21 protein-coding genes are annotated in these 25,277 nt (G+C 66.3%); 18 read left to right on the top strand and 3 right to left on the bottom strand.

Translation table 11 applies throughout. The annotated features are described in order from the left end of the window. Positions 1-54: 54 nt before the first annotated feature. The 3 genes from BCV67_RS16465 to BCV67_RS16455 form a co-directional block, all read right to left on the bottom strand. The gene (locus BCV67_RS16465; protein ID WP_062168268.1) at positions 55-840 is read right to left on the bottom strand and encodes an OmpA family protein; all 786 of its coding nucleotides are present in this window, start codon (positions 838-840) and stop codon (positions 55-57) included. Positions 841-892: 52 nt separating this feature from the next. Then, entirely contained in the window at positions 893-5,218 is a 4,326-nt protein-coding gene (locus BCV67_RS16460) for an ESPR-type extended signal peptide-containing protein (protein WP_062168270.1), read from the bottom strand. Positions 5,219-5,418: 200 nt separating this feature from the next. Further along, the gene (locus tag BCV67_RS16455; protein ID WP_062168272.1) at positions 5,419-6,372 is read right to left on the bottom strand and encodes a helix-turn-helix domain-containing protein; all 954 of its coding nucleotides are present in this window, start codon (positions 6,370-6,372) and stop codon (positions 5,419-5,421) included. A 488-nt stretch (positions 6,373-6,860) separates the two neighbouring features. On the opposite strand from BCV67_RS16455, the gene BCV67_RS16450 reads away from it, so the two are divergent. The 18 genes from BCV67_RS16450 (at position 6,861) to BCV67_RS16365 (ending at position 25,203) form a co-directional block, all read left to right on the top strand. Continuing rightward, positions 6,861-7,052: a Flp family type IVb pilin gene (locus BCV67_RS16450; RefSeq protein ID WP_062171624.1), complete on the top strand. Its 192-nt coding sequence runs from the start codon at positions 6,861-6,863 to the stop codon at positions 7,050-7,052. 14 nt (positions 7,053-7,066) lie between these two features. After that, on the top strand, positions 7,067-7,600 hold the full coding sequence (locus BCV67_RS16445) for an A24 family peptidase (protein WP_062168274.1): 534 nt from the start codon (positions 7,067-7,069) through the stop codon (positions 7,598-7,600). Further along, positions 7,593-8,075 (top strand): pilus assembly protein TadE, encoded by a 483-nt coding sequence (locus tag BCV67_RS16440; RefSeq protein WP_062168276.1) that lies wholly within the window; start codon positions 7,593-7,595, stop codon positions 8,073-8,075. Before BCV67_RS16445 ends, BCV67_RS16440 begins: the two co-directional genes overlap by 8 nt. Positions 8,076-8,105: 30 nt before the next feature. Continuing rightward, positions 8,106-9,164 carry a Flp pilus assembly protein CpaB gene (gene cpaB / locus BCV67_RS16435; protein WP_062168278.1) on the top strand — a complete coding sequence of 353 codons (1,059 nt, stop codon included), beginning with the start codon at positions 8,106-8,108 and terminating at the stop codon, positions 9,162-9,164. Positions 9,165-9,235: 71 nt separating this feature from the next. Then, complete coding sequence (locus BCV67_RS16430; RefSeq protein WP_231732499.1) at positions 9,236-10,498, top strand: type II and III secretion system protein family protein; 1,263 nt, start codon at positions 9,236-9,238, stop codon at positions 10,496-10,498. A gap of 27 nt (positions 10,499-10,525) precedes the next feature. Continuing rightward, entirely contained in the window at positions 10,526-11,776 is a 1,251-nt protein-coding gene (locus BCV67_RS16425; protein WP_156455838.1) for an AAA family ATPase, read from the top strand. Between the two features lie 2 nt (positions 11,777-11,778). Next, the gene (locus BCV67_RS16420; RefSeq protein ID WP_062168284.1) at positions 11,779-13,134 is read left to right on the top strand and encodes a CpaF family protein; all 1,356 of its coding nucleotides are present in this window, start codon (positions 11,779-11,781) and stop codon (positions 13,132-13,134) included. Next, complete coding sequence (locus BCV67_RS16415; protein ID WP_062168286.1) at positions 13,131-14,045, top strand: type II secretion system F family protein; 915 nt, start codon at positions 13,131-13,133, stop codon at positions 14,043-14,045. Before BCV67_RS16420 ends, BCV67_RS16415 begins: the two co-directional genes overlap by 4 nt. Before the next feature lie 34 nt (positions 14,046-14,079). Further along, the gene (locus BCV67_RS16410) at positions 14,080-15,012 is read left to right on the top strand and encodes a type II secretion system F family protein (RefSeq protein ID WP_062168288.1); all 933 of its coding nucleotides are present in this window, start codon (positions 14,080-14,082) and stop codon (positions 15,010-15,012) included. Next, a complete protein-coding gene (locus BCV67_RS16405) occupies positions 15,012-15,839 on the top strand; it encodes a tetratricopeptide repeat protein (protein WP_062168290.1) in 828 nt (275 codons plus the stop codon). Before BCV67_RS16410 ends, BCV67_RS16405 begins: the two co-directional genes overlap by 1 nt. After that, positions 15,836-16,222 carry a DUF3613 domain-containing protein gene (locus tag BCV67_RS16400; RefSeq protein WP_062168292.1) on the top strand — a complete coding sequence of 129 codons (387 nt, stop codon included), beginning with the start codon at positions 15,836-15,838 and terminating at the stop codon, positions 16,220-16,222. The genes BCV67_RS16405 and BCV67_RS16400 overlap by 4 nt, the downstream gene beginning before the upstream one ends. 8 nt (positions 16,223-16,230) lie before the next feature. Next, complete coding sequence (locus tag BCV67_RS16395) at positions 16,231-18,378, top strand: pilus assembly protein TadG-related protein (protein ID WP_082746571.1); 2,148 nt, start codon at positions 16,231-16,233, stop codon at positions 18,376-18,378. A gap of 215 nt (positions 18,379-18,593) precedes the next feature. Then, positions 18,594-19,244 (top strand): DUF2968 domain-containing protein, encoded by a 651-nt coding sequence (locus BCV67_RS16390; protein ID WP_231732371.1) that lies wholly within the window; start codon positions 18,594-18,596, stop codon positions 19,242-19,244. Between the two features lie 354 nt (positions 19,245-19,598). After that, the gene (gene trxA, locus BCV67_RS16385; RefSeq protein ID WP_062168298.1) at positions 19,599-20,459 is read left to right on the top strand and encodes a thioredoxin; all 861 of its coding nucleotides are present in this window, start codon (positions 19,599-19,601) and stop codon (positions 20,457-20,459) included. Between the two features lie 169 nt (positions 20,460-20,628). Continuing rightward, on the top strand, positions 20,629-22,275 hold the full coding sequence (locus tag BCV67_RS16380) for a FecR family protein (RefSeq protein ID WP_156455839.1): 1,647 nt from the start codon (positions 20,629-20,631) through the stop codon (positions 22,273-22,275). Further along, positions 22,272-23,915 (top strand): CHASE2 domain-containing protein, encoded by a 1,644-nt coding sequence (locus BCV67_RS16375; protein ID WP_062168300.1) that lies wholly within the window; start codon positions 22,272-22,274, stop codon positions 23,913-23,915. The genes BCV67_RS16380 and BCV67_RS16375 overlap by 4 nt, the downstream gene beginning before the upstream one ends. A 57-nt stretch (positions 23,916-23,972) precedes the next feature. Then, entirely contained in the window at positions 23,973-24,434 is a 462-nt protein-coding gene (locus tag BCV67_RS16370; protein ID WP_062168303.1) for a DUF4442 domain-containing protein, read from the top strand. Positions 24,435-24,525: 91 nt separating this feature from the next. Next, positions 24,526-25,203: a DUF502 domain-containing protein gene (locus BCV67_RS16365; protein WP_062171628.1), complete on the top strand. Its 678-nt coding sequence runs from the start codon at positions 24,526-24,528 to the stop codon at positions 25,201-25,203. Positions 25,204-25,277: the final 74 nt, after the last annotated feature.

Below are 25,277 nucleotides of genomic sequence, written 5' to 3'. Positions count from 1 at the left end.
CCATTGTGAACGCTGCGCGCGACAATCGCACCGTTCGCCGGCTGCAGAGCTGCCCTATGCGCCGATACCGGCAATCTCCACGCGGCGGTTGGGCGCCAGGCAATCCACCAGCGCCGCTCCGCTGACCTGTTCGCAGCCCACCAGCGGCGCGCTGTTGCCGCGGCCTTCCGCGTGCAAGGCGGCTGCCGGTATGCCCTGCCCGACCAGATAGTCACGCACGCTATTGGCGCGCCGCCTGGACAGCTCCAGGTTGTAGGCGTCGGCGCCGATGCGGTCGGTGTAGCCGATGATGGTGAGCGAGGCCTGCGCGGCGCCGTCCCTGAGCTGCTGCAAAAGCGCGTCCAGGCGCTGGCGGCCCACAGCTGACAGATCCGCGCTGTCGAAGGCGAACAGTGCGTCGGCCGAGATGCGCAGCGGCGCCACCACCTCCGGGGGCGGTGGCGGCGGAGGCGGCGTTGGTGCGGGTGGTGCGGGAGCCGGCTCCAGCAATGCGGCGCAGCTTGCTGGTTGCCACGCCTGGCCGTTGGCAACGCCTTCCGCATCGAACCGGACCTGGAACTGGCATTGGATCGGCGCGGCCCCAACAGAACGCCGAAAATTGAATACGTAGTTCCACTCCCGCACCCCCCACAAACCTTCATTGAACTGCGGTGTACCCAACAACGACTGGATCTGGCGTTTGTTCATGCCCGGCGCGTACTGCCGCAGGTTGTCCAGGTTCACGTAGGTGCCGCCGGCCGGGTAGGCACGCGCCGGGTCCGGGAATTCATCGCGCGCCTGCGCTTTGCCACAGGCGGCCAGGGTTGCCAGCAAAGCCAGCACGGTCCATTTGGTGTTCATAGCGTCCTCGATGCGTTGCCATGGTTGCCTGCCTGCGAAGTGCAGCCGCCAATCACCACTGGAAGCCGGCACCCACGGTCACCCCGCCATCACCGCGGGTATTGGCCGAGCCGCTGAGCTTGTAGATCCAGCGACCACCGTCGGTCACGCCGGACACACCCACGGCCATGCTCGATTCGCCGTGGAAGGTGCTGGCCGCCATCGAGGCCATGCGTCGACCTGCCTCGGTCGGCTGCGGCAGACCGGCCATCGCCATCGCCGATGCGACACCGGCCGAGGCGCGGTCGTCGATCCGCTTCATGTCGCGGCTGACATCGTTGAAACGTTGATCGGTGTAGTTCTTTGACCAATCCATGACCTCCCCCATGCCCTTGTTGAGCTGCGCCACGTTGACCGCGTCGGTCGGCGCCACGCCGGTGCCCACGTTGTGGATCACCGTGCTGGTGCCCGGGCGCCCCATCGTCACGCTGCTGTAGTTGGTGCTGCCATCGGTGTTCTGGTCATAGCGCACCGTGCCCTGCTGCGATGCCTGCAGCTGGCGCAGGTTCACCGCATCGGTGGCCTGGCTGCCGTCGCCCACATTGGTGATCTGGCGCTCGGCACCGGCCGCCCCCACCGACACGGCATTGGCACGGTCGGCCACCGAGCCGGCGCCCAGCGCTACGCTGCCGGCTGCCGATGCGTTGGCGCCATCACCGATGGCCACGGCCTGGTTGCCACTGGCGGTTGCCTGCGGGCCTGCGGCCACGCTGTCCTGGCCGGTAGCCGAGGCCGCCGGCTTGGTCGAGTTGACCGCGAAGTAGGCGTTGCCGGCGCCACCGTTCTGGATGTTGTCGATGCGGTTGTTGACGTTGACGATGGAGTTGTCCATTGCCGCAAATGCATCGGTGACATTGCCGAACGTCTGCTGGGTGGCAGCACCGCCGCTGTTGATCGAGGTGATGTTGAAGCTGGCTGCACTCCACTGCCCGGTGCTGCTGTTGTATTGCAGAGTGCCGCCGATGGTGGAGGCCAGCGCGGCGTTGGTGGTGGCCAGCTGGCCGCCGTTGATCGCATCCAGGCTGCCGCTGACCACACTGCCATTGGCGACATTGCCCAAGGCCACCGCCGCACCGCTGCCATCACCGTTCAGGCGGACCTGGTTGGTGGGGTTGCCCGCACCATCTGCGGTGTAACGCACCGCCAGCGGATCACTGCCACCGGGGACGCTGCGCGGCAGCAGGTTGCTCAGGTTGAGCAGCGAATCGCTGATCGAACTGAAGGCGTTGCCGATGTTCGCGTACGGCTGCAGCGAGGCGGTGCCAAGCACACCGATGCTGTTGATCTGGTAACTGGGAACACCGAGCACGCCACCATTGAACGTTGCGCCGCCCCCCAGAGTGGTCGCCATCGAGCTGCCCAGTCCAAACAGCTGGCCCCCATTGACCGCCTCCATGCTGCCTGCGGCAACCGCACCGCCCGCCACATTCGCCAGCAGCGTGCCGTTGGCGGCCTGGCCACCGCCTAGGGTTACCTTGCTGTAGTTGACGACGCCATTGGCGTCTTCGTCATAGACCACCGCGGCCAGCCCCAGGTCATCGATCTGGTCCAACGCACCGCGCAGCTGTTTGACGTTCACCGCGTCGGTGTCCAGGCTGCCGGCGGCGACATGGGTGATCTGGCGCTCGCGTCCGGTCGAACCCACCGCCACTTCGCCGATTGAGGTCTGTGCGGCGGTCAGGCCGAAGGCGGTGTAGTTGTCCTGGCCACCGCGCGCGGCATCGGATTTGTAGCCCAGCGCCACGCTATTGGCCTTGTCCGAGGTTGCCCCGGCACCGAGCAGGGTCTGCGCATTGGCGGTGCCCTTGGCGCTGTCGCCCACCACCACCGAGTGACCTTGGCGCGCGTCGTAATCGGCAGTGGGAACGCCGGTCTTGCCGCCCGCGGCGTCGACGAATACCTGGTCGGCGGTCTGCGCGGCCAGCCGATGCTCGGCATTGCTGCCGATCACGACTTCCTTTGAACCATTGGCGAAGGCGCCATCGCCGATCAACACCTGGTAATCCTGCGCCGCAGGAACAGCCCAGCACTTGGCGGTCACCGCACCCAGCACGTTGAGGCACTCCGAAGCCCAAGCGGGCGCGCCGTCCGGCAGCACCAGACCCAGCAGGCCGCCCGGGTCGCCGTTGTTGATGTTGGTGATGTAGCTGTCGGAGGTGACACCACCAATCAGGGTCAGATGCGAGTCACTGCCGGTGGCCAAGCCACCCAGCCCATCCAACACAGAGCCCACCGGACTGAGATTCACCACCGGCAGCCCCACCAGCTGCACTTCCGAATAGGTCTGCATCACATTGACGCTGTTGACCTTCAGGCTGCCGTTCTGGATATAGGGCCTGGCCCCGAGCAGCGTGGCCACCGAAGGGCCTACCAGCTGGTCCACCGAGCCCACCAGCCCACCGTTGCCGACGATCAAACCTGACGGGCCGGGCGCGGCGGGCGGCGCCGCACTGGGTATGACCGGGTTGCCGGTCAAGCCACCCACCACGTTCGACAGCCCGCCGGTCACACCACCGATGACACCGCTCAGGGTACCGGTCACGCCAGTCACTCCTGAACCGGACCCGGTGATGCCACCGAGCGTATTGCCGGTAGCGCCGAGCAGCGTCGAGGCGGTGGTATCTACCGTACCCAGCAGGTTCTGCACGGTGCCTGTGACGTCGCCATCGGCCAGCGCACCGTTGGTGTCCTTCAGCCCACCGGTCAGCGCGCCCACCGTGCCGGTGACGCCGGTACCCAAGGTGCTCGATCCGGTCACGCCGCCGACCACGGCACCCAGCAGGCCACCAACACCATCCAGCACCGGCGCCACACCGTTGGCCAGGCCATTCACCACTCCACCCAGGCCGGTTCCTTTGACAACCCCACCGGTCAGGTCTTCGACCGCACCCACCGCGCCGGTCACGACACCGCGTACCGGATTGCTACCTGCCTGGCCGCCCGGCAACAACGCGCCGGTCAGGCCGGCCACACCGCCACCCACCTGCTGGGTAAGCGATGTCACGGTCGTACCGGCATGCGAGGTGAGCGTCTGCACCGCAGCTACCGGTTGCCCAGCCAGCACTTCGCCACTCAACTCTTTGACCGCGCCCGCCGTTGACACCAAGGTGCTCTGCAGGGGACTGCCGCCCTCCTGGCTGCCCGGCAACAACGCACCTGTCAGACCGGCGACACTGCCACCCACGTGTTCGGTGAGCGATCCGACGGTCGCACCGGCATGCCCGCCCAGCGTGTGCACCGCCGCCAGCGGCTGGCCGGTGAGCACTTCGCCGGTCAACTCCTTGACCGCGCCGACGGTTGAAACCAGGGTGCCATGCAGGGGATTGCCGCCTTCCTGGCTGCCCGGCAACAACGCACCGGCCAGGCCGGCAACACTGCCACCCACATGTTCGGTGAGCGATCCTACGGTCGCATCGGCATGCCCGCCCAGCGTGTGCACCGCCGCCAGCGGCTGGCCGGTGAGCACTTCACCGGTCAACTCCTTGACCGCGCCGACAGTTGAAACCAGGGTGCCATGCAGGGGATTGCCGCCCTCCTGGCTGCCCGGCAACAACGCACCAGCCAGGCCGGCAACACTGCCACCCACGTGCTCGGTGAGCGATCCTACGGTCGCACCGGCATGCCCGCCCAGCGTGTGCACCGCCGCCAGCGGCTGGCCGGTCAGTACTTCGCCGGTCAATTCCTTGACCGCGCTGGCCGTTGAAACCAAGGTGCCGTGCAGGGGACTACCGCCCTCCTCCTTGCCCGGCAGCAGTACCGCGGCAAGGCCTTGCAGGCCTGCGCCGGGGCCGGAGAGCGGCCCTACGGTCGCGGTCACCGTTGCATTGGCCGATGCGGCCAGCGGTTTTACCGCCAACGCGGCATCGGCAACCACGGCCAACGCCGCTGCCGGCGTGCTCGCCGGGGCGTGTGGACGCAGCGCCGGCAATGCCGCGCGTACGCCGAGCTGCGCGCGTGCGGCAGCCGGTGCTGAGGCGACCGGCGGCTTGAGCGTGACTGCCGCCGAGCCATCCAACTGCAGCAAGGACGGAAGCGTGACCGAGGCATTGAGCGAGGCGCCGGCATTCACGGCGGGCAGCGTGGTGGCGATGATCTGCTGCGCGTCGGTATTGCTGTACTTGGCGACCAGATCCTGCAGGTCGGCCAGCTTGGCGTCGGTTGCCGCTGCGGGCCCGGCCATGGCCAGCGCAATGGCGCTGCCCAGCGCGGCCAGGGTCCAGGACCCCAGTGGCGAAAGCTTCTGCGGACCTGAGCGCTTGCCTTGCGCACTGGCCAACTCCGACCCCACCACAAATGCATTCAGGGTGCGGTTCCATACCAGCCGATAGATGCGGTTCATTTGGGGCCTCCAGCTCAACCCCACCAGGCGTGGAGGGGTTCTCTCTGTGAGGCCAGTACAGCGCCGCCGCGCCCCGCCACTTACCCGCATCCGGCACAGCACTACGTCGATTTGGCAAACCGTTGCCCGTTAACGGCACGCCGATGCACGTAATCGGCAATCGTGTGTGCGGCCTTGATGCCCATCACACTCTGCCGCCATCAGGCGGAGCTGTAGGTGCCACGCATCAGCGTTTCGCTGGGCAGCTCGCCAAATACCTTGCGGTAGTTGTCGGCAAAGCGCGACAGATCCCACAGGCCACAACTCAGCGCGATCGACTTGACCGATTTGCGGCCCGCATCGGCACTGGACAGGCTGCGGCAGGCTTCACACAGACGCAACATCGACAGATAGCGCACCGGCGAAATACCAACAAGCTCCTCGAAGGCATAGCGCAGCGCGCGCTCGCTGACACCGGCGGCATCGCACAGTTCATGCATATAGATATGCCGGCGCAGGTTGGCGTACATCATGTCTTCGGCGCGGCGGAAGATGAGATACCGGGCGCAGCGGCTTCGGTTGCAACCACCGCGCTCGGGTGGTCCGCTGGTGACAACCTCTTTGACATGCGCATCGAGCATTGCGTTTATTTCGTCGGCACCCACCTGCCCCTGGCGGATGCGCTCATGCAGACCCTGGTAGTAATCCTGCAGCGGCACATGCGGTCGCGGGCTCAACAGCGGCACAGCCAGCGACTCATCGCCCAATCCACCCAGCCGCTGCGCCGCCGCACGCTCCTGAAAACGCTTCAATGGCACCAGCACGAAGGTGACGCGGCTGCACGCGCCGAGCGCGAATTCGGTAACGCCTTCCGGCATCACCGACACGATGTTGCCGGACTGCAATGGCACGCCGTGGCACCAGCTGCTCTGTGGGTCAACCGACTGCAGCCAGCCCAGCAGGCACCAGTCCAGCGGCAGCATGAAGCGGCCGCGGGTGCGTGCGCCGATTTCGAAGGTGCACAGCAGGGCCTGATCGTGGACAAAGGACGTGATTGAAGCCGAGGGCGGCTGGTCATCAAGCAGCACGAGCTCAACATGGCACACGCGCAATGTGCCACTCAGTGACGCCAGATCAAAAGACTTCAAACCATTTCCGCCGACAACCGCATCCATGTGAAAGCCTTTGCGCGCCCTCGACAGGAACGCGCTTCAGAAGCCGACCATCCGTTGCAGGCCATTCACAAAAACAGCCTGCAGTCCCCTGTCGCACAGCCTGAAACCTGCAATCCGAAGCCGCGCCCCTGGACACCCTGGGCTACCGTCCTCGCCAAGGATACTGACAAAGAAAAACAGTCTTCACGCCGGCTCCGCCATCCCGATTAGCCAAATGCGTCACATATATGAAAAACAATTCAATCTTGCCGAATATGCGCATGCGGTCGACGGGGCGATTGCAATGATGCTTCCGGGCATGCGCTGCATGCCGACAGGGGACAACGGCAGCACGGGTAGGAAACTGCTGGCACGGCCAGCAGCCCGCGCGACCGTCGGCACACTCTTGCCGGTGTCATGCGTATCCCAATGACCTCAATCGGGCAGCAATGCCCAGCGCCCGGCAGCTGTCGGTGCAACTCCGACACCGGGTCATCAGGGAGAACATCATGAACGCACAGATGCGCAGGTTTTTCCGGGAAGAAGACGGTGTCACCGCACTTGAATACGGGCTGCTGGCCGCAGTTGTGGCTGGTTTGATCATCTTTTTCGCACGCGACGGGCTGAGGACCGTGTTCCAGACCGTACTGGACAAACTCACTGCCCTGGTTGGCGAGGGCGGCGGCACCCCGACCGGCTGAGGCACGGTCCCGCCATGACCCTGATCCATCTGACAGCCCTGCTGCTGGGCATCCAGGTCGCCATCAGCGACCTGCTGGCCAGGCGTGTGTCCAACCGGGTGCTGCTGGCGGTGCTGGCAGGCGTGCTGGTGATGCAACTGCTGCAGGTGGGCAGCCCGCCCGCACTGGCCAGCTGCCTGCTGGGCGGCCTCATCGGGCTGGCCGCGCTGCTGCCGTTCTATGCCATCGGCTGGATGGGAGCCGGAGACGTGAAGCTGTTTTCGGTCATCGGCTTCCTGCTGGGCGGCAGTGCACTGCTGCCGATCTGGGTGATTGCCAGCCTGGCCGCCGGCGCGCATGCGCTGGTGGTTCTCACCTGGGCACCGGCGGCGCGTTGCGCACCCCTGCCCCTGCAGCGGATGGTGCAGTCGCTGCAGGGTTCAGACCGGGTGATGGACTGGCAGATGGATCTGCGTGCGGCGCGGCGCGGCCGCCGGGGCATTCCCTATGCGGCGTACATGGGCATGGCGATGATCGGCACCGTGGTGCAGGGAGCTGCCCATGTCTAGTCACGGACGAAGAAGCAGGCAGCGCGCACGCGGGGTGGTGACCATCGAGTTCGCACTGATGATGTTGTTCGGTGTGCTGCCCTTGCTGCTGATCACCTTCACCGGGGTGATGATCTTCGCCGCGCAGCAATCGCTGGCCCTGGCGGCCGGCGAAGGGGCACGTGCATCGCTGCGCTATGGCACCACCGCCGAACGCCGCAGCAACGCCTGCCAAGCCGCGGCACGCTCCATGCAGTGGCTGCTGAACTACTCCGGCACGGCGGCAGGCTGCGCCAGTGCCAGTGCCGCTCCGATCATCGTCTCTCAACCTTATGCGTGCGCCGCCGATAGCTCGGTCAAGTGCATCAGGGTGATCACATCCTACGACCATGACGCCCACCCCTTCATGCCGGGCACCGGTGCGCTGATGGGCTGGAGCATGGGCAAATCACTGAGCAGTACCGCTGTTGTTCAACTGGATCTAGGCGACCGCTGACCAGGGACTCCAAGGGGAAGGAGCTTCACGATGCCAAAGGCAATACGCATAGCTGCAATCCTGCTGCTGGTCTTTGCAGCGCTGTTGATGGTGCTGGCATTCGGGATGGGCCGCCGCGCCACGCCCGCGCCCGAAGGCATGGCCCACACGTCGCCAGCGGCCGGTGTGCCCAAGCGCATGCTGGTGGTGGCCAGCAAGGACCTGCCCGCCGGCCACCCGATTACCGCCGCGGACCTGTACATCGCGGAAATGGCCTTGCCGCCCACCAACGGCTACAGCGCCATCGCCGATGTGGACGGGCGCACCCCGGCGGTGAACATCGCTGCCGGTGCATTGATCACGGCCGATCAGCTGTTGCAGGGCATTGCCATCGGCATCAAGCCCGGCGAACGCGCGGTGGCGGTGCCGGTCGACGAACTGGCCGGGGTCAGCAACCGGGTCAGCCCCGGCGACTACGTGGACGTTTTCATGAGCCTGCAGAATCCGGCCGCCAGCGGCGGTGGCCAGGCCAATCCACAGGCGCGCCTGTTGCTCTCACGGCTGCAGGTGCTGGGCTATGGCAACGCCGATGTGGGCCAGGTGCGTGCTGGCAGCAGCGAACAGGGCGATGCGGTCGGCGCGCCGGCACCGGAGCCCGGCAGCCGCGCCGAGACCATCGCCGCCCGCGACAACCGCAACGCCGGCGGCAGCAACAGTGAGGCAGCGCAGGCACGCAGCGCGATCCTGGCAGTGCCGGTGCAGGATGCAGGTCGGCTGTTGCTGGCCGCCCACAGCGGCAAGCTGTTCCTGGCGCTGCGCAACCCCGGCGACACCGGTCTGGCGGACGAGTCCATCTTCGCCACGCCGGCACCGGTGCTGGCCGTGCGCGGCAACCTGGAAGGTGCTGCCGAAGCCGCCGCACGCCCGGAAAACCGCGCCTATGCCGGCATTGATCTGAATGCCTTGGCCGGCCACAACAACGCCCGCACGCCCGCTGCAACGGCAACCAGCGCCGCGCCGCCACGCCGCCGCAACGCGCGCCCAGCCAGTCGCCCAGGTATCGAGATCATCCGCGGCACGACCCCTCCCAACCCCCTGTCTTCGCCATGACCGGAGCCTCCCTCTTGCACCAGCGCTCTTCCATCACCGCTTCCGCGTTGCTCACCTTGACGCTGCTGGGCCTGGCCGGTTTTGTGCCGCCGCTGACGCAGGCCGCGCAGGCGCAAACGCTGGACAACACCGTGGTGCTCGAACTCAACGAGCAGCGTCCGTGGAATCTGCCGGCGGGGGTGGAACGCATTGCCATCGCCGACCCCTCCATCGCCGATATCACCCGTATCGGCCGCAACAGCGAGGCCTTGCTGGTCGGCAAATCCGCCGGCAGCACCACCTTGCTGTTGTGGCTGCAGAAGCAGGCCGCGCCGTCGCGGATCTGGGTTGAGGTCCGCAACGCGGTACAGGGTGGCCTGCTGGATGGCGGCGGCAGCCAACTCACCGTGCAAGGGGGCCAGGCGCTGCTGTCGGGCAGTGCCAGCTCGCTGCTCGAGCACGAGGCCAGCCGCAAGGCGGCGGCTTCCGCCATTGGCGACAAGGGCGTGATCAGCGATGCGGCCACCATTGCCAATGGCGGCGTGGTGCAGGTTGAAGTCAAGGTGGTGGAGTTCAACCGCAGCGTGCTGCGCCAGGTCGGCATCAGCTTCAAGAACATCAATGGCGGCTTCAGCTACGGCATCAGCTCGCCCAGTGGCAGCAATGACAGCGGCGGTGCGCTGTCCTCGGCATTCAAGCTGGTGGCAAGTTCAATCCCCGGCGCGTGGAGCGCCAACATCGACCTGCTGCAGGCCAACGGCATGGCCCGCGTGCTGGCCGAACCGACCCTGGTTGCGCTGTCCGGGCAAAGTGCCAGCTTCCTGGCCGGCGGCGAGCTACCCATCCTGGAGCCGCAAGGCCTGGGCACCACCACGGTCAGCTTCAAACCCTTCGGTATCGGCCTGACCGTGACCCCCACGGTTCTGTCGGCCGGACGCATCGCCCTGAAGGTGGCACCGGAAGCCAGCGACCTGGACTACAGCCGTGGCATCACCCTGGATGGCACCCAGATACCGGCCATCTCCACCCGCCGCGCCGACACCACCGTTGAATTGGGCGATGGCGAGAGCTTCGTGATCGGCGGGCTGGTCAGCAGCCAGTTGTCGTCCAACGTCAACAAGATTCCCTTGCTGGGTGACATCCCGGTACTCGGCTCGTTTTTCCGCAACCTCAGTTACAAGCGCGAGGACAAGGAACTGGTGATCGTGGTGACGCCACGGCTGGTCCAACCATTGGCGCGCGGCACCGAGATACCGCTGCCTGGCCAACGCGAAGTGCAACCCAAGCTGCCGGTTTGGGGTGCATGGCTGCTGCATCCGGCCAGTCCCGATCAACTCCCCGGCTTTTCACGCTGAAGCGCCGCCATGCCCCCGGTGATGCCGTTGCCCCAGACCCAGAGCCATCCCGAATTGAACCTGCTGCTGTACGCGCCGGACAACCGCCACATGGCGCGCCTGGGCGCGGCACTGGCCGGGCACGCAAGCCTGCGCTGGGTCGACAGCCGCGAAACCGCGCCCCGGCAACTGCTGGATGGCGCGAACGGACCGGCATTCGTACTGCTTGATTACTGCGGCGGCAACGCCGCCTACTCCACTGATGTGGCGCGCCAGCTGCACGCCTTGCCAGGGTGCCCGGCGCTGATCGGGCTGGGCAGCACCGGTCCAGAACAGGCTGCGCACCTGCTGGCGGCGATGCGCGCTGGTGTCTGCGATTTCATCGACATCGACAACAGCCCGGCACAGATGCTGGAAGTCTTCGAGCGCGTCGCCGCTGCGCCCGGCCCGGCACGGGCGGCGGTGCTGCAGGAGGTGCGTGCCGATGGCCGCCTGATCCTGCTGCTTGGCGTGCGCCCCGGCGTGGGCACCAGCACCTTGGCAACCCACCTGGGCGTGAGCCTGGCCGAACAGAATCCCACCTCCCCCGACATCGCCGGCCTGCAGGGCTGGCTGCTGCTGATCGACCTCGGCCAGCCGGCGGCCGATGCCGCGCTGTACTTGGGCATGGAGAGCCATTTCGGTTATGAGGAAGCGCTGCGCAATGTGGAGCGCATGGATCGCACCTTTGCCGGCACCGCCTTTGCCCACCACCCCAGCGGACTGGCATTGCTGGGCATCAGCAGCGGCACGCTGATGAAGAAACATGAGCCGATCGCGCTGCTCGACCGCCTGCGCAGCGTGTTCCCGCTGAGCCTGTGCGATGTCGGGGGGCTGCCGGTGCAGCTGCTGCCCACCTCTCTGCTCAAGAGCGCTTCGGAAATCTGGCTGGTGACCGACCAAGCGATAGCTTCGCTGGTGTCGCTGGACCAGACCATGCGTGAACTGGAAAGCCGTGGCCTGCGCGATGAACGGCTGCAGCTGGTGGTCAACCGCTTCGATGCCAACGGCGGCCTGGCGGACACGCAGATCGCCCAGCGCTTCAACCTGCCCTTGCTCGCCACCCTGCCCGACCGCGCACGGGTGCTGCGTTCCAACGCCGGGCTTGGCCGCCTGCTCACCGATGCCGCACCGCGCGATGCCTATCTCAAGGCATTGCTGCCGCTGCAGCAACGCCTGGATCGCCGCCGCGCCACTGCACCACCATCCACCGCACCGGCCTCACCGCTGGCACGCCTCGCCACTTTGCTGGGTAGATAACCATGGAAGACAAAGTCACTCCCTTGTCACCACGTCTGGCCGTGGCAGCGCTGTCGGTTGAAGCGGCATCCAGCGTTCCCTTCGAACAGACCGAACAATTCCAGAGCGTGCTTTCCGCCGCCCACGAATACCTGCTGAATCATGTCGAAGACCAGCGTGTGGACATCGACTCGTGGTCCCCGGAAACCATCGGCAAGTACGTGCACGCGCAGACTGCGGCCTTCGTCAAGGAGTGGAAGATTCCGGTCAACGCGCAGGAGATGGAAGCCGTCGCCAGCGCGTTGCAGAAGGAACTCACCGGCTTCGGTCCGCTGGACGACCTGCTGCGCGATCCGGAGATCGAAGACATCCTGATCAACGGCTACAAGGACGTGCATGTCTCGGCCGGCGGCATGCTGCGCCGTTCGACCCAGCGCTTCAGCGACGACCGCCACCTGCTGCGCATCCTGCGCCGGATCATCGCCCCGCTCGGCCGGCGCCTGGACGATTCCAACCCCATGGTCGATGCGCGCCTGCCCAATGGCGGCCGTCTCAACGCCATCATCTCGCCCTTGGCCGTCGACGGGCCGATGGTGTCGATCCGCAAGTTTCGCAAGGACCCGTTCACGCCCGATGAACTGCTCGGCCGTGGCGCCTTCGACAAGCCCATGTATGCGCTGCTCAACGCGATGGTGCGCGGGCGCTGCAACATCCTTATTTCCGGCGGCACCAGCTCGGGCAAGACCTCGCTGTTGAACGCGCTGGCTACCTTCATCCCGCACAACGAGCGCGTCATCACCGTCGAGGACACCGCCGAGCTGGCGCTTAATCATCCACATGTGGTGCGCCTGGAATCACGCATGGGCGGCTTCGATGGCAGCGGTGCGGTCAGCATCCGCGACCTGGTCCGCAACAGCCTGCGCATGCGTCCGGACCGCATCGTGGTCGGCGAGGTACGCGGCGCGGAAGTGCTGGAAATGCTGCAGGCGATGAACACCGGCCATGACGGCTCGATGGCCACCGTGCATGCCAACAACGCGCGTGACTGCCTGTACCGGCTGGAGATGCTGGCCGGTTTTGCCGGCTTCCAGGGCAGTGAAGACAGCCTGCGCCGGCAGATTGCCAGCGCCATCGACTTCATCGTGCAGATCTCAAGGCTGGGCAGTGGCCGCCGCGTCATCACCTCCATCACCGAGATCACCGGCGTCAGCGACAACGTCATCACCAGCCAGGAGCTGTTCAAGCACGAGGTCTGGGTCGACCAGGAAAGCCGTGAGCGCGACCGCTGGGTCGGCCTGGGCTTCCACCCGCACTGCTACAAGCTCGAACCGTTCCGGCAGGAACTGCGCGAGGCCAACATGGGGAGCTTCCCCTCATGATGATGCCGCTGCTGCTCGGGAGCCTTGCCGTGCTGCTGGTAGCGGTAGCCATGGGCCTGTGGTGGGGGCTGGCCACCCGCGTGCAGCAGCGTGCCGCCGCCAGCCATGCCGACACCCGGCTGTCACGCCCCGATCCGCAGCGCGCCGCCGAAGAAGCCCGCAACCAACGGCCGCCGAGCCAGCGCTGGGCCGAGCTACTACGCCGCGCTGGACTGAAGGACTCAGCGCGCACCCTGCTGCTGATCGCCCTGCCCGGCATCGCCATCACCATCGGCGCGGGCCTGCGGCTTGGCAGCGCCTGGTTTGGCGCATTCGTGCTGCTGCTCTATCTGCTGGGCGTGGCGCTGTGGCTGTACCGCCGCATCGACAAGATCCAGCAACGGCTGGTGGCGCAGATGCCGGATTTCCTCGAGAACATGGTGCGCATGGCTGGCATCGGCAACAGCTTGTCGATGGCCTTCCAGAGCGCCACCCAGAATGTCGATCCGCCGCTGCGGCCCATCCTCGACAATGCCTTGACCTATACCCGCGCCGGCATGGATCTGGACCGCGCCCTGCAACATGCCGCGCAGGCCTACCGGCTGCGCCCGCTGGAAATGCTGGCGGTGATCCTGGGCACCAGCATCCGCATCGGCGGCCGCAGCGACCAGATCCTGCAACGCATGAGCGACTTCATGCGCGACCTGGAAGAAGTGCAGCGCGAGCTGCAGGCCACAACCTCCGAAACCCGCATGTCGGCCTGGGTACTGGCGTTGCTGCCGGTGGGCGCGGCCTTGTCGATGGCACTGATGAGCCCGGATTTCTTCCAGCCCATGTTCCACGACCCGCTGGGCAAGAAGATCCTGCTGATCGCGGTGCTGCTGGAACTGTTTGGCGGATTCCTGTTGTACCGGCTGGCCAAATCGTTATGAACACCTGCATCGCATCGTCGCGACGGAGCGCGCCATGAACCTGCTCTACACCCTTGCCACCGTACTGGTGGTGCTGGCGCTGCTGCTGGCCGCCGGTGGCCTGCTGTACCGCGGGCGGCGCAGCCAGCAGGCTGGCGCAGCGCTGCAGAGCGCGCTGGACAGCGCCCAGCATCTTGAACAGGACAAGGCAAGCAAGGCGGTGTGGTGGCGCCGACGGCTGGCCGACCTGGCCGCCATCGGCCAGCACTTCGATGGCAGCCGCGTGCAGAAAGCATTGCTGGCGCCGGAAGACAGGCTGCTGCTGGAACAGGTGGGCTGGAACCAGCAAAGCGGCACCGCCGCGTTCCTGGCCACGCGCGTGCTGCTGGCGCTGTTGTTGCCGTTCGTGGCCATGCTGTTGATGCGCCCGCACGGCGGCGACACCCTGATCATCGTGCTGGTCGGATTTGCCTTGGGCATCCTGCTGCCGAAGCTGCTGCTGCGCAGCTGGGCCGCACGCCTGCGGCGCAAGGTGGATGACGAGCTGCCCTTGCTGATCGACCTGCTGCGGCTGCTACAGGGCGTGGGCTTCAGCATCGACCAGAGCCTGCAGATGGTCGGCGAAAAACTGCATATCGCCATCCCGGTGCTGGGCAAGGAGCTGCAGCTGGCCAATGCCGGCTACAGCCGTGGCCGCAGCCGCGCACAGTCGCTGCGAAGGTTGTCCGAGTCGTTCGACAACGACGACCTGCGCAGCTTGATGCAGATGGTGCTGCAGGTACACCAGCACGGTGGCGCGGTACAGGAGCCGCTCAAGCAATTTGGCATGCGCCTGCGCGAACAACGGCGCATGAAGATGAAAGAGAAGGTCGGCAAGCTCTCGGTGAAGATGACCGTGGTGATGATGATCACCCTGCTGCCGGCGCTGATGTTGGTACTGGCCGGGCCGGCGATCATTTCGCTGGCCGCCGCGATCAAGGGGATGTAATGAACACGAAGACCGCGCTGTTGAGCGTGATGATCGCCGCCTCGCTGGCCGGCTGTGCCGGCAACCGCAATGCGTACCGGCAACCGCAGATTGAACCATCGCTGGTGGAAGCCGCACAGGATGATCGCGGCATGTACCTGGGGCTGCTCAAGCAGATGCAGGCGCAAGGCGCCCACTATGCCTCGCTGGCGCATATCGACGCCTTCCGCCAGCGCTTCGGCGACAGCCCGGAACTGCGCATCCTGCAGGCCAACGCCCTGCGCGAAACCGGCGACGCCAGTCAAGCCAGCGCGATCTACCGCGGCCTGACCAAGGGCACGCAGGCGGCACCGGCCTGGCACGGACTGGGACTGGTCGCAGCCTCCAGCGGCGATCTCGATGGCGCACGACTGGCACTGGACAATGCGGTACGCGCCGACCCGCTCAATGTCGCCTATCTAGGCGATCTGGGTTTCGCACTGCTGCAGGCTGGGCAGATAGAGCAGGCCCGCGCGCCGCTGGCCAAGGCTGCGGAACTTGGCCCGGACAACATCCGCGCCATTTCCAATCTTGCCTTGTGGGCAATGCTGTCCGGGCAGCCGGCAACGGCGGAAAGCATGATCCAGCGCGCCAACCTGCCGCCGCCAACGCGGGCGGAAATCTACCGTTTGGCGCAGACGCTGCGGCCGCCCGTGGCGGCGGCCAACGCCACCTCGGCGCCATTGGCCACCAGCACCACCGTGGCCGCGCAGCAACGCTCGGGTACCGCCACCATCTCACGCCCGCCAGGCTCGATGCTGGACCGCTTCAGCCCATCAACGCCGACCGCGCAGGAGGCAACCCCATGACCCGAGCAACATCCCTTGCCGCCGCCGTGCTGATCGCAGCATTCAGCACGGCGCCTGCCGCGGCACAGCACGCGCCGCTGATCGAACGCATGTCCGACGGCGCTGCGCCCAACGCAACTGCCAGCGACAACAACGCCAGCGCTGCGCCTGCCACGGCTGCAAGCAGCACCGTTGCCGACCTGCCACGTTCGCAGATCGGCGACACCACCCGCGCCCTGCTGCGCATGCAGGCCGATGGCAGCCATGCCGGCAATGCGCTGCCGATGCTTGGCGAAGCCGCCAGCCGCAGCTACCAGCGCTACCTCAACAGTTTCGACCACCCCATTCCCGAGTATTTCGAAGCCGCGCTCCCCAATTCCAAGCAAGGCGGCGGCAGCCGCTGAGGCCCACCATGCACAGCCCGCGCCCGTCCTCACTCTCCCTGTCACGCGCGCTCCGCGATCTCCCGTACAGCGCGCGTCAACGTGGCGGCGCGGGTCTGCCGATGCTGCTGTTGCTGCTCGGGCTGGTAGTGATACTCGGGCTGGTCGAGGTGGGCTATCTGTACTGGAGCAAGCGCGATGTGCAGAAGACCGCCGACCTCGCCGCACTGGCGGGCGCACAGCGGCTGGAGCAGTGCACTACCGATTACAAGGACAACCTGGCCGCGCGCAGCAATGCCCTGGTCGACAACCGGTTTGCCGGCCAACTGGCGATCAGCTGCGGCTACTGGGGTGCCGAGCTGACGCCGGGTGCGCGCTTTGTCGGCGTTGCCAGCAGCCGGCCCTTGAACGCGGTGCAGGTCACCGCTTCGCGGCAATCAGTGCCGATGCTGGGCCAGCTGATGTCGTTGCCGCGCATCCGCGCAACCGCCGTAGCCCGGCGCATGCCACCACAGGCCGCCTTCAGCGTGGGCTCGCGCCTGCTCAACACCAACAGCAGTGCGCCCCTGCAGGGAATCCTGCGGCTGGTCGGGGTGGACCTGACCCAGACCCAGATCGCCAGCTACCAAGGCCTGGGCAACGTCAAGATCACCCCCCGCGGGCTGCTGCAGGCGCTGGGCATCCCGGTCGCCACCGACATCAACGTCGGCGACTTGAACAACCTGCTGGCCGCCAAGCAGGTGTCGGTGGGCAAGCTGCTGGAGGTGATGGCCTCGCTGGCCACCCAGCAGGGCGTCGCAGGCGTTGATCTGCGCCTGCTGCAGCAGAAACTGCTGGGTGCAGGCATCAGCGATGTGCTCGTGCAACTGGGTTCCAATGGCGGCAGCAGCGGTCTGTTCGCCAAGGTGGCCGGCGGCAGCGAAGCGGCCAGTGGCGCGTTGGATGTGGATCTGAACGCACTCGACCTGCTCGGCACCAGCATTTCCATCGCCAATGCCCGGCATGCCGTGGAAGTGCCGCAGCTCGATCTGCTGGGCCTGCTCAAGGCCAAGGCCAGCATTGTCGAACCGGCTTCCATCGCGATCGGTCCGGTCGGCAGCACCGCCTACAACAGCCAGGTGCGACTGTTCCTGGATATCGACTCGCAACGCATTCCCGCACTCGGCGCGGTGTTGAACTGGCTGGGCACGCGCATCAAGCTGCCCACCTATATCGACGTGATCGACGGCTACGGCCAGCTCACCGCGATCGACTGCTCCCGCCAGCCAGCGACGGCCACCGTCGATGTCACCAGCGCCATCGCCAACGTCTGCATCGGCAAGGCCACCACGCCATGGGATTCGACCCGCGAGCTGTGCCGCACCGGGCTCGGCAATGAATCGCTGGTCAGCCTGCTGGGCCGCGACGTGCTCAACAAGAAGATCGTCCTGGAGGCGCTGTCACAACGCGACCAGTTGGTGCTGAGCGAAGGGCAGACCGGCACCGTCAAGCCCAACGACCTGAAAGTGGGCAAGCTGGTCTCAGACCTGGTGGATGTCCTGCTCGGCACGGTGCAATCGCTGTTCACCCCACAGGGCAACAGCAGCACCGCCGCCAAGGACTTGGCCGTGCAGTACCTGGAAGCCACCCAGAAGAACGGCATCTACCAGCCCGCCGCCGTGGTGCAGGCCCTGCAGAATGGCAACACCGCCGCCAATCTGCCGGCGCTGGGTAGCTGGATCACCGAAATCCCCACCTGCGAAAGCTGGGTGCTGGGCTGCACGCCGAAAAAGGTGCAGGGCGAGGTCTGGCAGGGCTTCCTCTACGAAACCACACTCAGCAAACCCAACCTGATCGGCGGCCTGCTCGACGTGCTCGGGCTGACCTCGTGCCAAGGCCTGATCGCCGGGCTGGGCTTCAATGACTGCGTCAGCAATTCGCTGGCCAAATACCTGCAGACCAAACCCGGCGGGCTCAGTGGCAACGGCAGCTACAACCCGGTGACCGGCAGCGGCACCTGCAGCAGCGTACTGTGCCTGCTGCTCAAGCCGGTGGTGGACAACCTGCTGCGGCCGCTGCTCAACGGCGTCGGCAAGTTGTTGTCGGAACTGCTGTCCGAGGTTCTGGGGCTGCAGTTGGGCCGTACCGATGTGCATATGCAGTCGATCCAATGCGGCCGCAGCCAGCTGGTCGAATGAGCGCTCTCCCAAACAGGGCAAACGCCCACGGCACCGGCCTTTTCGGCGCCAAATCGCGTGCTATGCTCGGGTCCGAAACCGGCGCATTCATTAAATGCGACGACCATCGCAGTTCGGGGGAATTACGAGGACTTATGAGAAGGATCGAGATGCTTCCGAGCCGGCTTGGCTGCGCGCTGTTGCTTGTTGTCGGCCTGCTTGCAGCCCCTGCTGCAATGGCTGGGCGCTGGCAGCGCGGTGAAGCCGAGGTGCCAGCCGCTCCCGCCAACAGTGAAGACAGCGCGGTGGGCAATACCGTGGCCGAGCTGCAACGGCTGATGGGCAACAACGCGCTCACCGAGCTGCGCACCACCTACAACGGCAACTACGGTGCCAGCCTGCTGTTCCATGCCGATTCCCTGAACTACTACGTCGCGCTGTTCCACGAGAAGGAGTTCTGGCGGGTGATCCGCACCGAGTCGGTGGACAACGCCGAGAGCCTCTACCTCACCTTTGCCGACCAGACCAAGCAGCTGGCCCAGGTCTACCTGGACACCGTGCGCCTGCAGGCCGGCAAGGCCTACAGCGAAAAGCTGGTTGCCATGAACGAGCGCCGGCTGCGCGGCCTGCAGCAGGAAGTGGAACAGCAGCGCCAGCAGTCTCTGCAGGTCAGCAATGCCCTGCAGGAACGCAAGCAGCAGGCGGTGGCCCTGAGCACGGATCTGCGTGCAACCAACTCGCAGCTGGAAGCCCTGAACCAGCAGATCAAGGCGTTGCAGGCGCAGCAGGTCAACCCCGAACTGAGCCTGCCCGCCGCCCCCAGCGTGGCCCCGGCCACCACCCCGATCCCGCTGGCACCGGCACAGGAACCGGCCAGTCACCCCTGAGCCGCAGGCAATGGGCCAGCGCTGCAGCCACCCGAACGCCGCTTCTCTCCAAAGAAGCGGCGTTTTTCATTGTAGTGCCGAGCCATGCTCGGCAGAGGCCTTCCCAGCAATCTCCCCGCCTGGCAACAACGTAGAGCGGCATAAGCCGCGAAGCCCAAACCCCATCAGCAAGCGCAAAACCTACCCCTCCCCAACCCTCCCCTTGGCCTCCGGCCAAAGGGAGGGAGCAGAAGCGGTAGCGCCGACCTCTCCCGGCAAACCTCACCCCCAAAACACCCATGCAGTACCTCTGGCGGTTGAGAATCGGCCCCAACGTCGCCATAAAGGGACTTCCTGCCAGTAATGTAGTCAGCCATGAGCGATCTTCCCCACGTTTTCGAGGCCACCACCGAAACCTTCGAAGCCGAGGTCCTGCAGAAATCCTCGCAGACCCCCGTGCTGGTCGATTTCTGGGCCACCTGGTGCGGGCCTTGCAAGAGCCTGGGGCCGATCCTGGAAAAGCTTGCCGGCGAATACAACGGTGCCTTCAAGCTGGCCAAGGTCGATGTGGACAAGGAACAGCAGATTGCTGCCGCCTTCCAGATCCGCTCGGTGCCCACCGTCTTTCTGATCAAGGACGGGCAGATCGTTGATGGCTTCCCCGGCGCGATGCCCGAGGGCCAGCTGCGCGAATTCCTCACCCAGCACGGCGTGGTACCTGCCGAGGCTGCGGCCGTCGAAGAAGAAGTCCAGGCCCTGCCGTTGGATCCGCAGGCCGAAGTTGCCGCCCTGCGTGAGGCGATCAGCGCCGAGCCGGACAAGGCCGAACTCAAGCTCGACCTTGCCCTGGCGCTGCTCAAGATCGGCGCCACCGGCGAAGCCGGGCCGCTGCTTGACGGCCTGCCGGCCAACCTCGCCACCGACGACCGCGCCATCCGTGCCCGCGCGCGCCTGGATTTCGCCGCCGCCTTGCAGGATGCACCAGCCGCCGACGTCCTGGCCGCACGCGTACAGGCCGACGGCAATGATCTGGAAGCACGCCATCTGGTGGGCATCCAGCACCTGTTGGCGGGCGAAGACGAGGCCGCGCTGGAACAGTTCATCGAAATGCTGCGTATCGACCGCAGCTTCCGCGACAACCTGCCGAAGAAATCATTGATAGACGCGTTCCGGGTGATCGAGGACGAAGACCTGGTGGGTCGTTACCGCCGCAAGATGTCCTCGCTGCTGTTCTGACTTGACACCAGACAGCTCAATTTGTGTGTCAATCGCACGGAAATGGACGACTCATACAAGGATGATCCCGCCGTGGCGCTCGCCACGGTTACCCGGATCGGACACGCATGAGTCTGCAGCCTGCACGATGCCAGCGTAACGGACACGCGCTTTCGGAACCAACGTCGCCGTGAGAAATACTGCTGTTCGCCCCACGTTGTTGCAGCTGCTGGTGGCCGGCTTGCTGCTCTGCTGGGCTGGCATCGCCAGCGCCCAGGACTGGACGTACCGCGCACGCCCCGGCGACACCCTGTGGGACCTGGGCGCACGCTACCTCAAGGCCGACGTGCAGTGGCAGCAGCTGCAGGCACACAACCGGATAGGCGACCCCTATCGGCTTGCACCCGGCCAGACCCTGCGCTTCCCTGTCCCCTGGCTGCGCGTGCAACCCGCCCCGGCACGGGTGCTGGCGCTGCGTGGCCATGTGCAGGTAAGCGACCCGATCCATGGCACCCGCCCATTGCAGGCGGACATGCTGCTGACGATCGGCAGCCAGGTGCAGACCGGCGACGACGCCAGCGTCACGCTCGGCTTTGCCGATGACTCGCGCCTGCAACTGCGCGAGAACTCGCAGCTGCAGCTGGATCAGCTGAGCAGCTACGGCGCTACCGGCATGGTCGATACCCGCGTCCGCCTGCAGCGCGGGCGCAGCAGCAGCCAGGTGACACCTGCACGCGGGCCTGCATCGCGCTACATCATCACCGCCCCCACCGCGACCAGCAGCGTGCGTGGCACCTTGTTCCGGGTGAACGCTGGCGACCAGGACAGCCCGGCAAGCACCGAAGTCGTTGAAGGTCATGTGCAGGTCGGCAATCAACGCGGCAGGCGGGTGATCGACGCCGGCCATGCCACCCTGGTGCGCACAGCGGACGCTGCGCCGACCACACCGCAGCCACTGCTGCCGGCACCGGCACTGCTGGATTCACAGCTGCGCCTGCAGCCGCTGCCTTTGCTGGCCACATGGCAGCCGCTCACAGCCGCCATCCGTTACCGGGTGGAAGTCGTGCTTGCGGCAGCGCCGGACGTGCAGTTGTTTGCCCGTGAGGTCAGCACGCCGCAGATCCAGATCGACACCCTGCCGCCCGGCCAGCTGCGGCTGCTGGTGCGCGCCGTCGATGCCGATGGCGTCGAGGGTCTGGACGCCGCGCGCGATTTTTCGGTTCCCGAAGGCCTGCCCGCGCCGCTGACGCTGGCACCAACGCACGGACAGACCCTGCACCAGCTGCAACCACGCTTCGAGTGGGCCAAGGTTGCCGGGGCCACCGGCAGCGTGCTGCAGGTGGCCGACAATCCCAACTTCGTGCAGCCGCTGGTCGAGCAGACCAGCCGCGGCCAGCAGTTGCGCATCACCCGCCCGCTGGCGGCGGGTGATTATTTCTGGCGCGTGGCCTCGCTGGATGCACAGGGCGCGCCCGGCCGCTACGGCCAGGCCTTGCCACTGCAGCTCAGCGACACGCCGGTGGCAACGCCATTGCAGTCGGACAAGGACCACAAAGGTCTGCTGACCTTGCGCTGGCCCGCCGACAGCGCCGCCCGGCACTACCGCGTGCAGATCGCCCGCGATGGGGAATTTTCACATCTGCTGTTGGACCGCGAGCTGGATGTCCCCGAGGTCTCGTTCAAGCGGCCGTGGCGCGGCGGCACCCTGCATGTACGGGTGAAGAGCATCGCCGACGATGGCTATGCCGGGATGTTCTCGGCCCCGCAACAGATCCAGCTGTCCTGTCGGCTTTGTTACGGCGTCGGCGCTGGTGCCTTGTTGTTGCTTGCCCTGTGAGACCCCTGCGGCCGCGCTGGTATTACCGCCTGCTGTTCGTGCTGGGCTGCGGCCTGCTGGTGGCCTGGGCCAGCCATGGCCGGGTGTTCTGGCAGCAGGACGTGGCCAGCTATGACGCGCTGGCCGGCGACTGGGAGTATCCGCCCGACCCGCGCCTGCTGATCATCGCCATCGACGACCGCAGCCTGCAGCAGCTTGGCCAATGGCCGTGGCCGCGCAGCATCCATGCGCGCCTGCTCGACCGCTTGCACCAGGCCGGCGCTGAACGCGTGGCGCTGGACCTGATGCTGCCCGAAGCCGACCGCAACGACGCCAGCCAGGACAACGCGCTGGCAGCGGCGATCAGCCGCAATGGACGGGTGGTGCTGCCGGTGCTGGCAGCCCCGCCCAGCGATGAAGCAGTGCCTGAAGAGTTGCTGCCCTTGCCCGCCATTGCCAAGGCCGCCGCCGCGTTGGCGCATACCGATATCGAAGTCGATGCCGACGGCGTCGCCCGTGGCCTGTACCTGAAGGCCGGCATCGGTTCCCCGCATTGGCTGGCCTTGGGCGCGGCCCTGGCCGGCGTGCGCGAACCCCTGCCCGGCTTGATCGATCCGGCCCCGCTTGCCAACAGCCCCTACCAGTGGCATCGCGACCATTACGTGCGGCTGCGTTATGCCGGGCCGCCGGGCAGCTTTCCGCAGCTGTCCTACGTGGATGTGCTGGAAGGCCGGGTTCCGGCCCAGCTGCTGCAGGGGCGGCTGGTGATAGTCGGCATGACCGCCAATGGCATCGCCCCGCGCCTGCTCACCCCTACCTCGCGCGACGCCTGGATGAGCGGGAGCGAATACCAGGCCAATGTCGCCTCCATGCTGCTGGCCGGCAATGCCATCGGCACCCTGACAGGCAGTGCCCAGGTCCTGATCAGCGCCTTGCTGGTGGTACTTGCCGCACTGGGCATCACCTCCCGCTTCCGTTGGCGCTGGCTGCTGGGCGCACTGGCGCTGCCGGTACCGTTGTTGCTGAGCATGGCCCTGCTGCGCGGCGCCAACCTGTGGTTTGCACCGGCAGCGGCGACGATTGGTGTTGCCACCATGCTGCTGGTGTGGACGCTGTGGCAGATGCGCTACTGGCGCCGGCAGGCCAACCGCGACACGCTGACCGGGCTGGCCAACCGCATGCGCTTCGAGGAAACCCTGCGCCGCGAGAACGATGCCGCACGCCGCAGCGGGCGTCCGCTCACCCTGCTGCTGATCGACGTGGACCACTTCAAGGCCTGCAACGACACCTATGGCCACCAGGTCGGCGACCGCCTGCTGCGCCACCTGGGCCGCACCATCGAGGAAGTCGCCCGGCGCCCGCGTGATCTGGCTGCGCGCTTCGGCGGTGACGAGTTCGCACTGATCCTGCCCGACACTCCGCCGGCAGGCGCCGAGCAGCTGGTGCAGTCGCTGCTCAGCCAGGTCCGCCAGCTCAACATCCCGGTCGACAAGGCCCACCACATCAAGGTGAAGACCACCGTCACCATCGGCCTGTGCACGGTCTTGCCGGGCCTGGACGACGGCCCGGCGCGGCTCTTCGAAGCCGCCGATGGCGCGCTGTACCAGGCCAAACAGGCTGGCCGCGACGGTTACCACATCGCCCCGCCGTGGCCGAACTAGCCTTTCCATACGCCTGCGGATGTTAGACTCCGGCTCCCCCGCGCATCCGCCTTCACAATGAAAGCCAGCCTGTTCCGCCACGGCATCAACCTATGGCCGCCATTTCTGTTTGCCGGCATCCATGTCACCGACATCAGCGCGGACTACCGCCATGTGCGGGTCGAGCTGCGCCAGCGGCCCTGGAACGTGAACTATGTGCGCACCCATTTTGGCGGCAGCCTGTTCGCGATGACCGATCCGTTCTGGATGCTGTGCCTGCTGCAGAACATGGGCAGCCGCTATTTCGTCTGGGACAAGGCCGGCACCATCGAGTTCCTCAGGCCCGGCCGTGGCGTGGTGTGGACCGAATTCCGCCTGGATGACGCCACCCTGGACGAGGTGCGGGCGGCCACTGCCAATGGCGAGAAATATCTGCACTGGTTCCAGAACGACGTGCTCGACGCCCAGGGGGAAGTGGTGGCGCGGGTGCGCAAGCAGGTCTACGTGCGGCTCAAACCGGATGCCCGCAAGGCGGACTGAGCCAAGCCAGCAACACAGCTTTCTCTGAACGCGCCTCTTCCAGGTGTTGGCTGCACGCATGCAGGCCGCACCCGACCGCTACAATTCGCGGATGTCGCCCGAAGCCGTTTCCCCCGCCCCCCGCCCCTCCCTGCAACGTCTTTTCCTCACCGGCCTGCTGACCCTGCTGCCGATCTGGTTGACCTGGGTGGTCGTCAAGTTCGTTTTCGTTCTGCTCTCGGGCATCAGCAGCCCGCTGGTGGTGCCGCTGTCGGCGCGGATCGCCGCCTCGTTCCCGGATTACCTGGGCTGGATCAAGGCCGAATGGATGCAGGACATCATTGCCCTGCTGGCCACGCTGCTGGTGATCCTGCTGGTGGGCATCCTCAGCCGCCGGGTCATAGGCCAACAGCTGCTGCGCTGGTTTGGCGCGGTCATCCGCCGCATCCCGCTGGCCAGCATCATCTACGACAGCGCCAAGAAGCTGCTGGACATTCTGCAGACCAAGCCCGGCAGCACCCAGCGGGTGGTGCTGATCGACTTCCCGCACCGTGACATGAAGTCCATCGGCCTGGTCACCCGCGTCATTACCGAGCAGGGCACCGGCCGCGAACTGGCCGCCGTGTACGTGCCCACCACCCCCAACCCGACCTCGGGCTACCTGGAAATCGTGCCAGTGGAACTGCTCACGCCCACCGACTGGACCGTGGACCAGGCCATGAGCTTCATCATTTCCGGCGGCGCAGTCGCCCCGGACAGCGTGCCATTCACCCGCGCAGGGGACCGCTGAACCCCGCCCATGCCCTGCAGGCCGCGCCGCAGGGCATGGGACGTAACCGTAGCTGTATCAGCACCACCTGTTCA

Source organism: Stenotrophomonas nitritireducens (assembly GCF_001700965.1).
GTDB lineage: Bacteria > Pseudomonadota > Gammaproteobacteria > Xanthomonadales > Xanthomonadaceae > Stenotrophomonas > Stenotrophomonas nitritireducens_A.
This window is presented reverse-complemented; position numbering and strand designations above follow the sequence as displayed.

Coding starts and splice junctions, on each gene's coding strand:
- BCV67_RS16465 (WP_062168268.1), bottom strand. CDS start 840: ATGAACACCAAATGGACCGTGCTGGCTTTGCTGGCAACCCTGGCCGCC.
- BCV67_RS16460 (WP_062168270.1), bottom strand. CDS start 5,218: ATGAACCGCATCTATCGGCTGGTATGGAACCGCACCCTGAATGCATTT.
- BCV67_RS16455 (WP_062168272.1), bottom strand. CDS start 6,372: ATGGATGCGGTTGTCGGCGGAAATGGTTTGAAGTCTTTTGATCTGGCG.
- BCV67_RS16450 (WP_062171624.1), top strand. CDS start 6,861: ATGAACGCACAGATGCGCAGGTTTTTCCGGGAAGAAGACGGTGTCACC.
- BCV67_RS16445 (WP_062168274.1), top strand. CDS start 7,067: ATGACCCTGATCCATCTGACAGCCCTGCTGCTGGGCATCCAGGTCGCC.
- BCV67_RS16440 (WP_062168276.1), top strand. CDS start 7,593: ATGTCTAGTCACGGACGAAGAAGCAGGCAGCGCGCACGCGGGGTGGTG.
- cpaB (WP_062168278.1), top strand. CDS start 8,106: ATGCCAAAGGCAATACGCATAGCTGCAATCCTGCTGCTGGTCTTTGCA.
- BCV67_RS16420 (WP_062168284.1), top strand. CDS start 11,779: ATGGAAGACAAAGTCACTCCCTTGTCACCACGTCTGGCCGTGGCAGCG.
- BCV67_RS16415 (WP_062168286.1), top strand. CDS start 13,131: ATGATGATGCCGCTGCTGCTCGGGAGCCTTGCCGTGCTGCTGGTAGCG.
- BCV67_RS16410 (WP_062168288.1), top strand. CDS start 14,080: ATGAACCTGCTCTACACCCTTGCCACCGTACTGGTGGTGCTGGCGCTG.
- BCV67_RS16405 (WP_062168290.1), top strand. CDS start 15,012: ATGAACACGAAGACCGCGCTGTTGAGCGTGATGATCGCCGCCTCGCTG.
- BCV67_RS16400 (WP_062168292.1), top strand. CDS start 15,836: ATGACCCGAGCAACATCCCTTGCCGCCGCCGTGCTGATCGCAGCATTC.
- BCV67_RS16395 (WP_082746571.1), top strand. CDS start 16,231: ATGCACAGCCCGCGCCCGTCCTCACTCTCCCTGTCACGCGCGCTCCGC.
- BCV67_RS16390 (WP_231732371.1), top strand. CDS start 18,594: ATGGCTGGGCGCTGGCAGCGCGGTGAAGCCGAGGTGCCAGCCGCTCCC.
- trxA (WP_062168298.1), top strand. CDS start 19,599: ATGAGCGATCTTCCCCACGTTTTCGAGGCCACCACCGAAACCTTCGAA.
- BCV67_RS16370 (WP_062168303.1), top strand. CDS start 23,973: ATGAAAGCCAGCCTGTTCCGCCACGGCATCAACCTATGGCCGCCATTT.
- BCV67_RS16365 (WP_062171628.1), top strand. CDS start 24,526: ATGTCGCCCGAAGCCGTTTCCCCCGCCCCCCGCCCCTCCCTGCAACGT.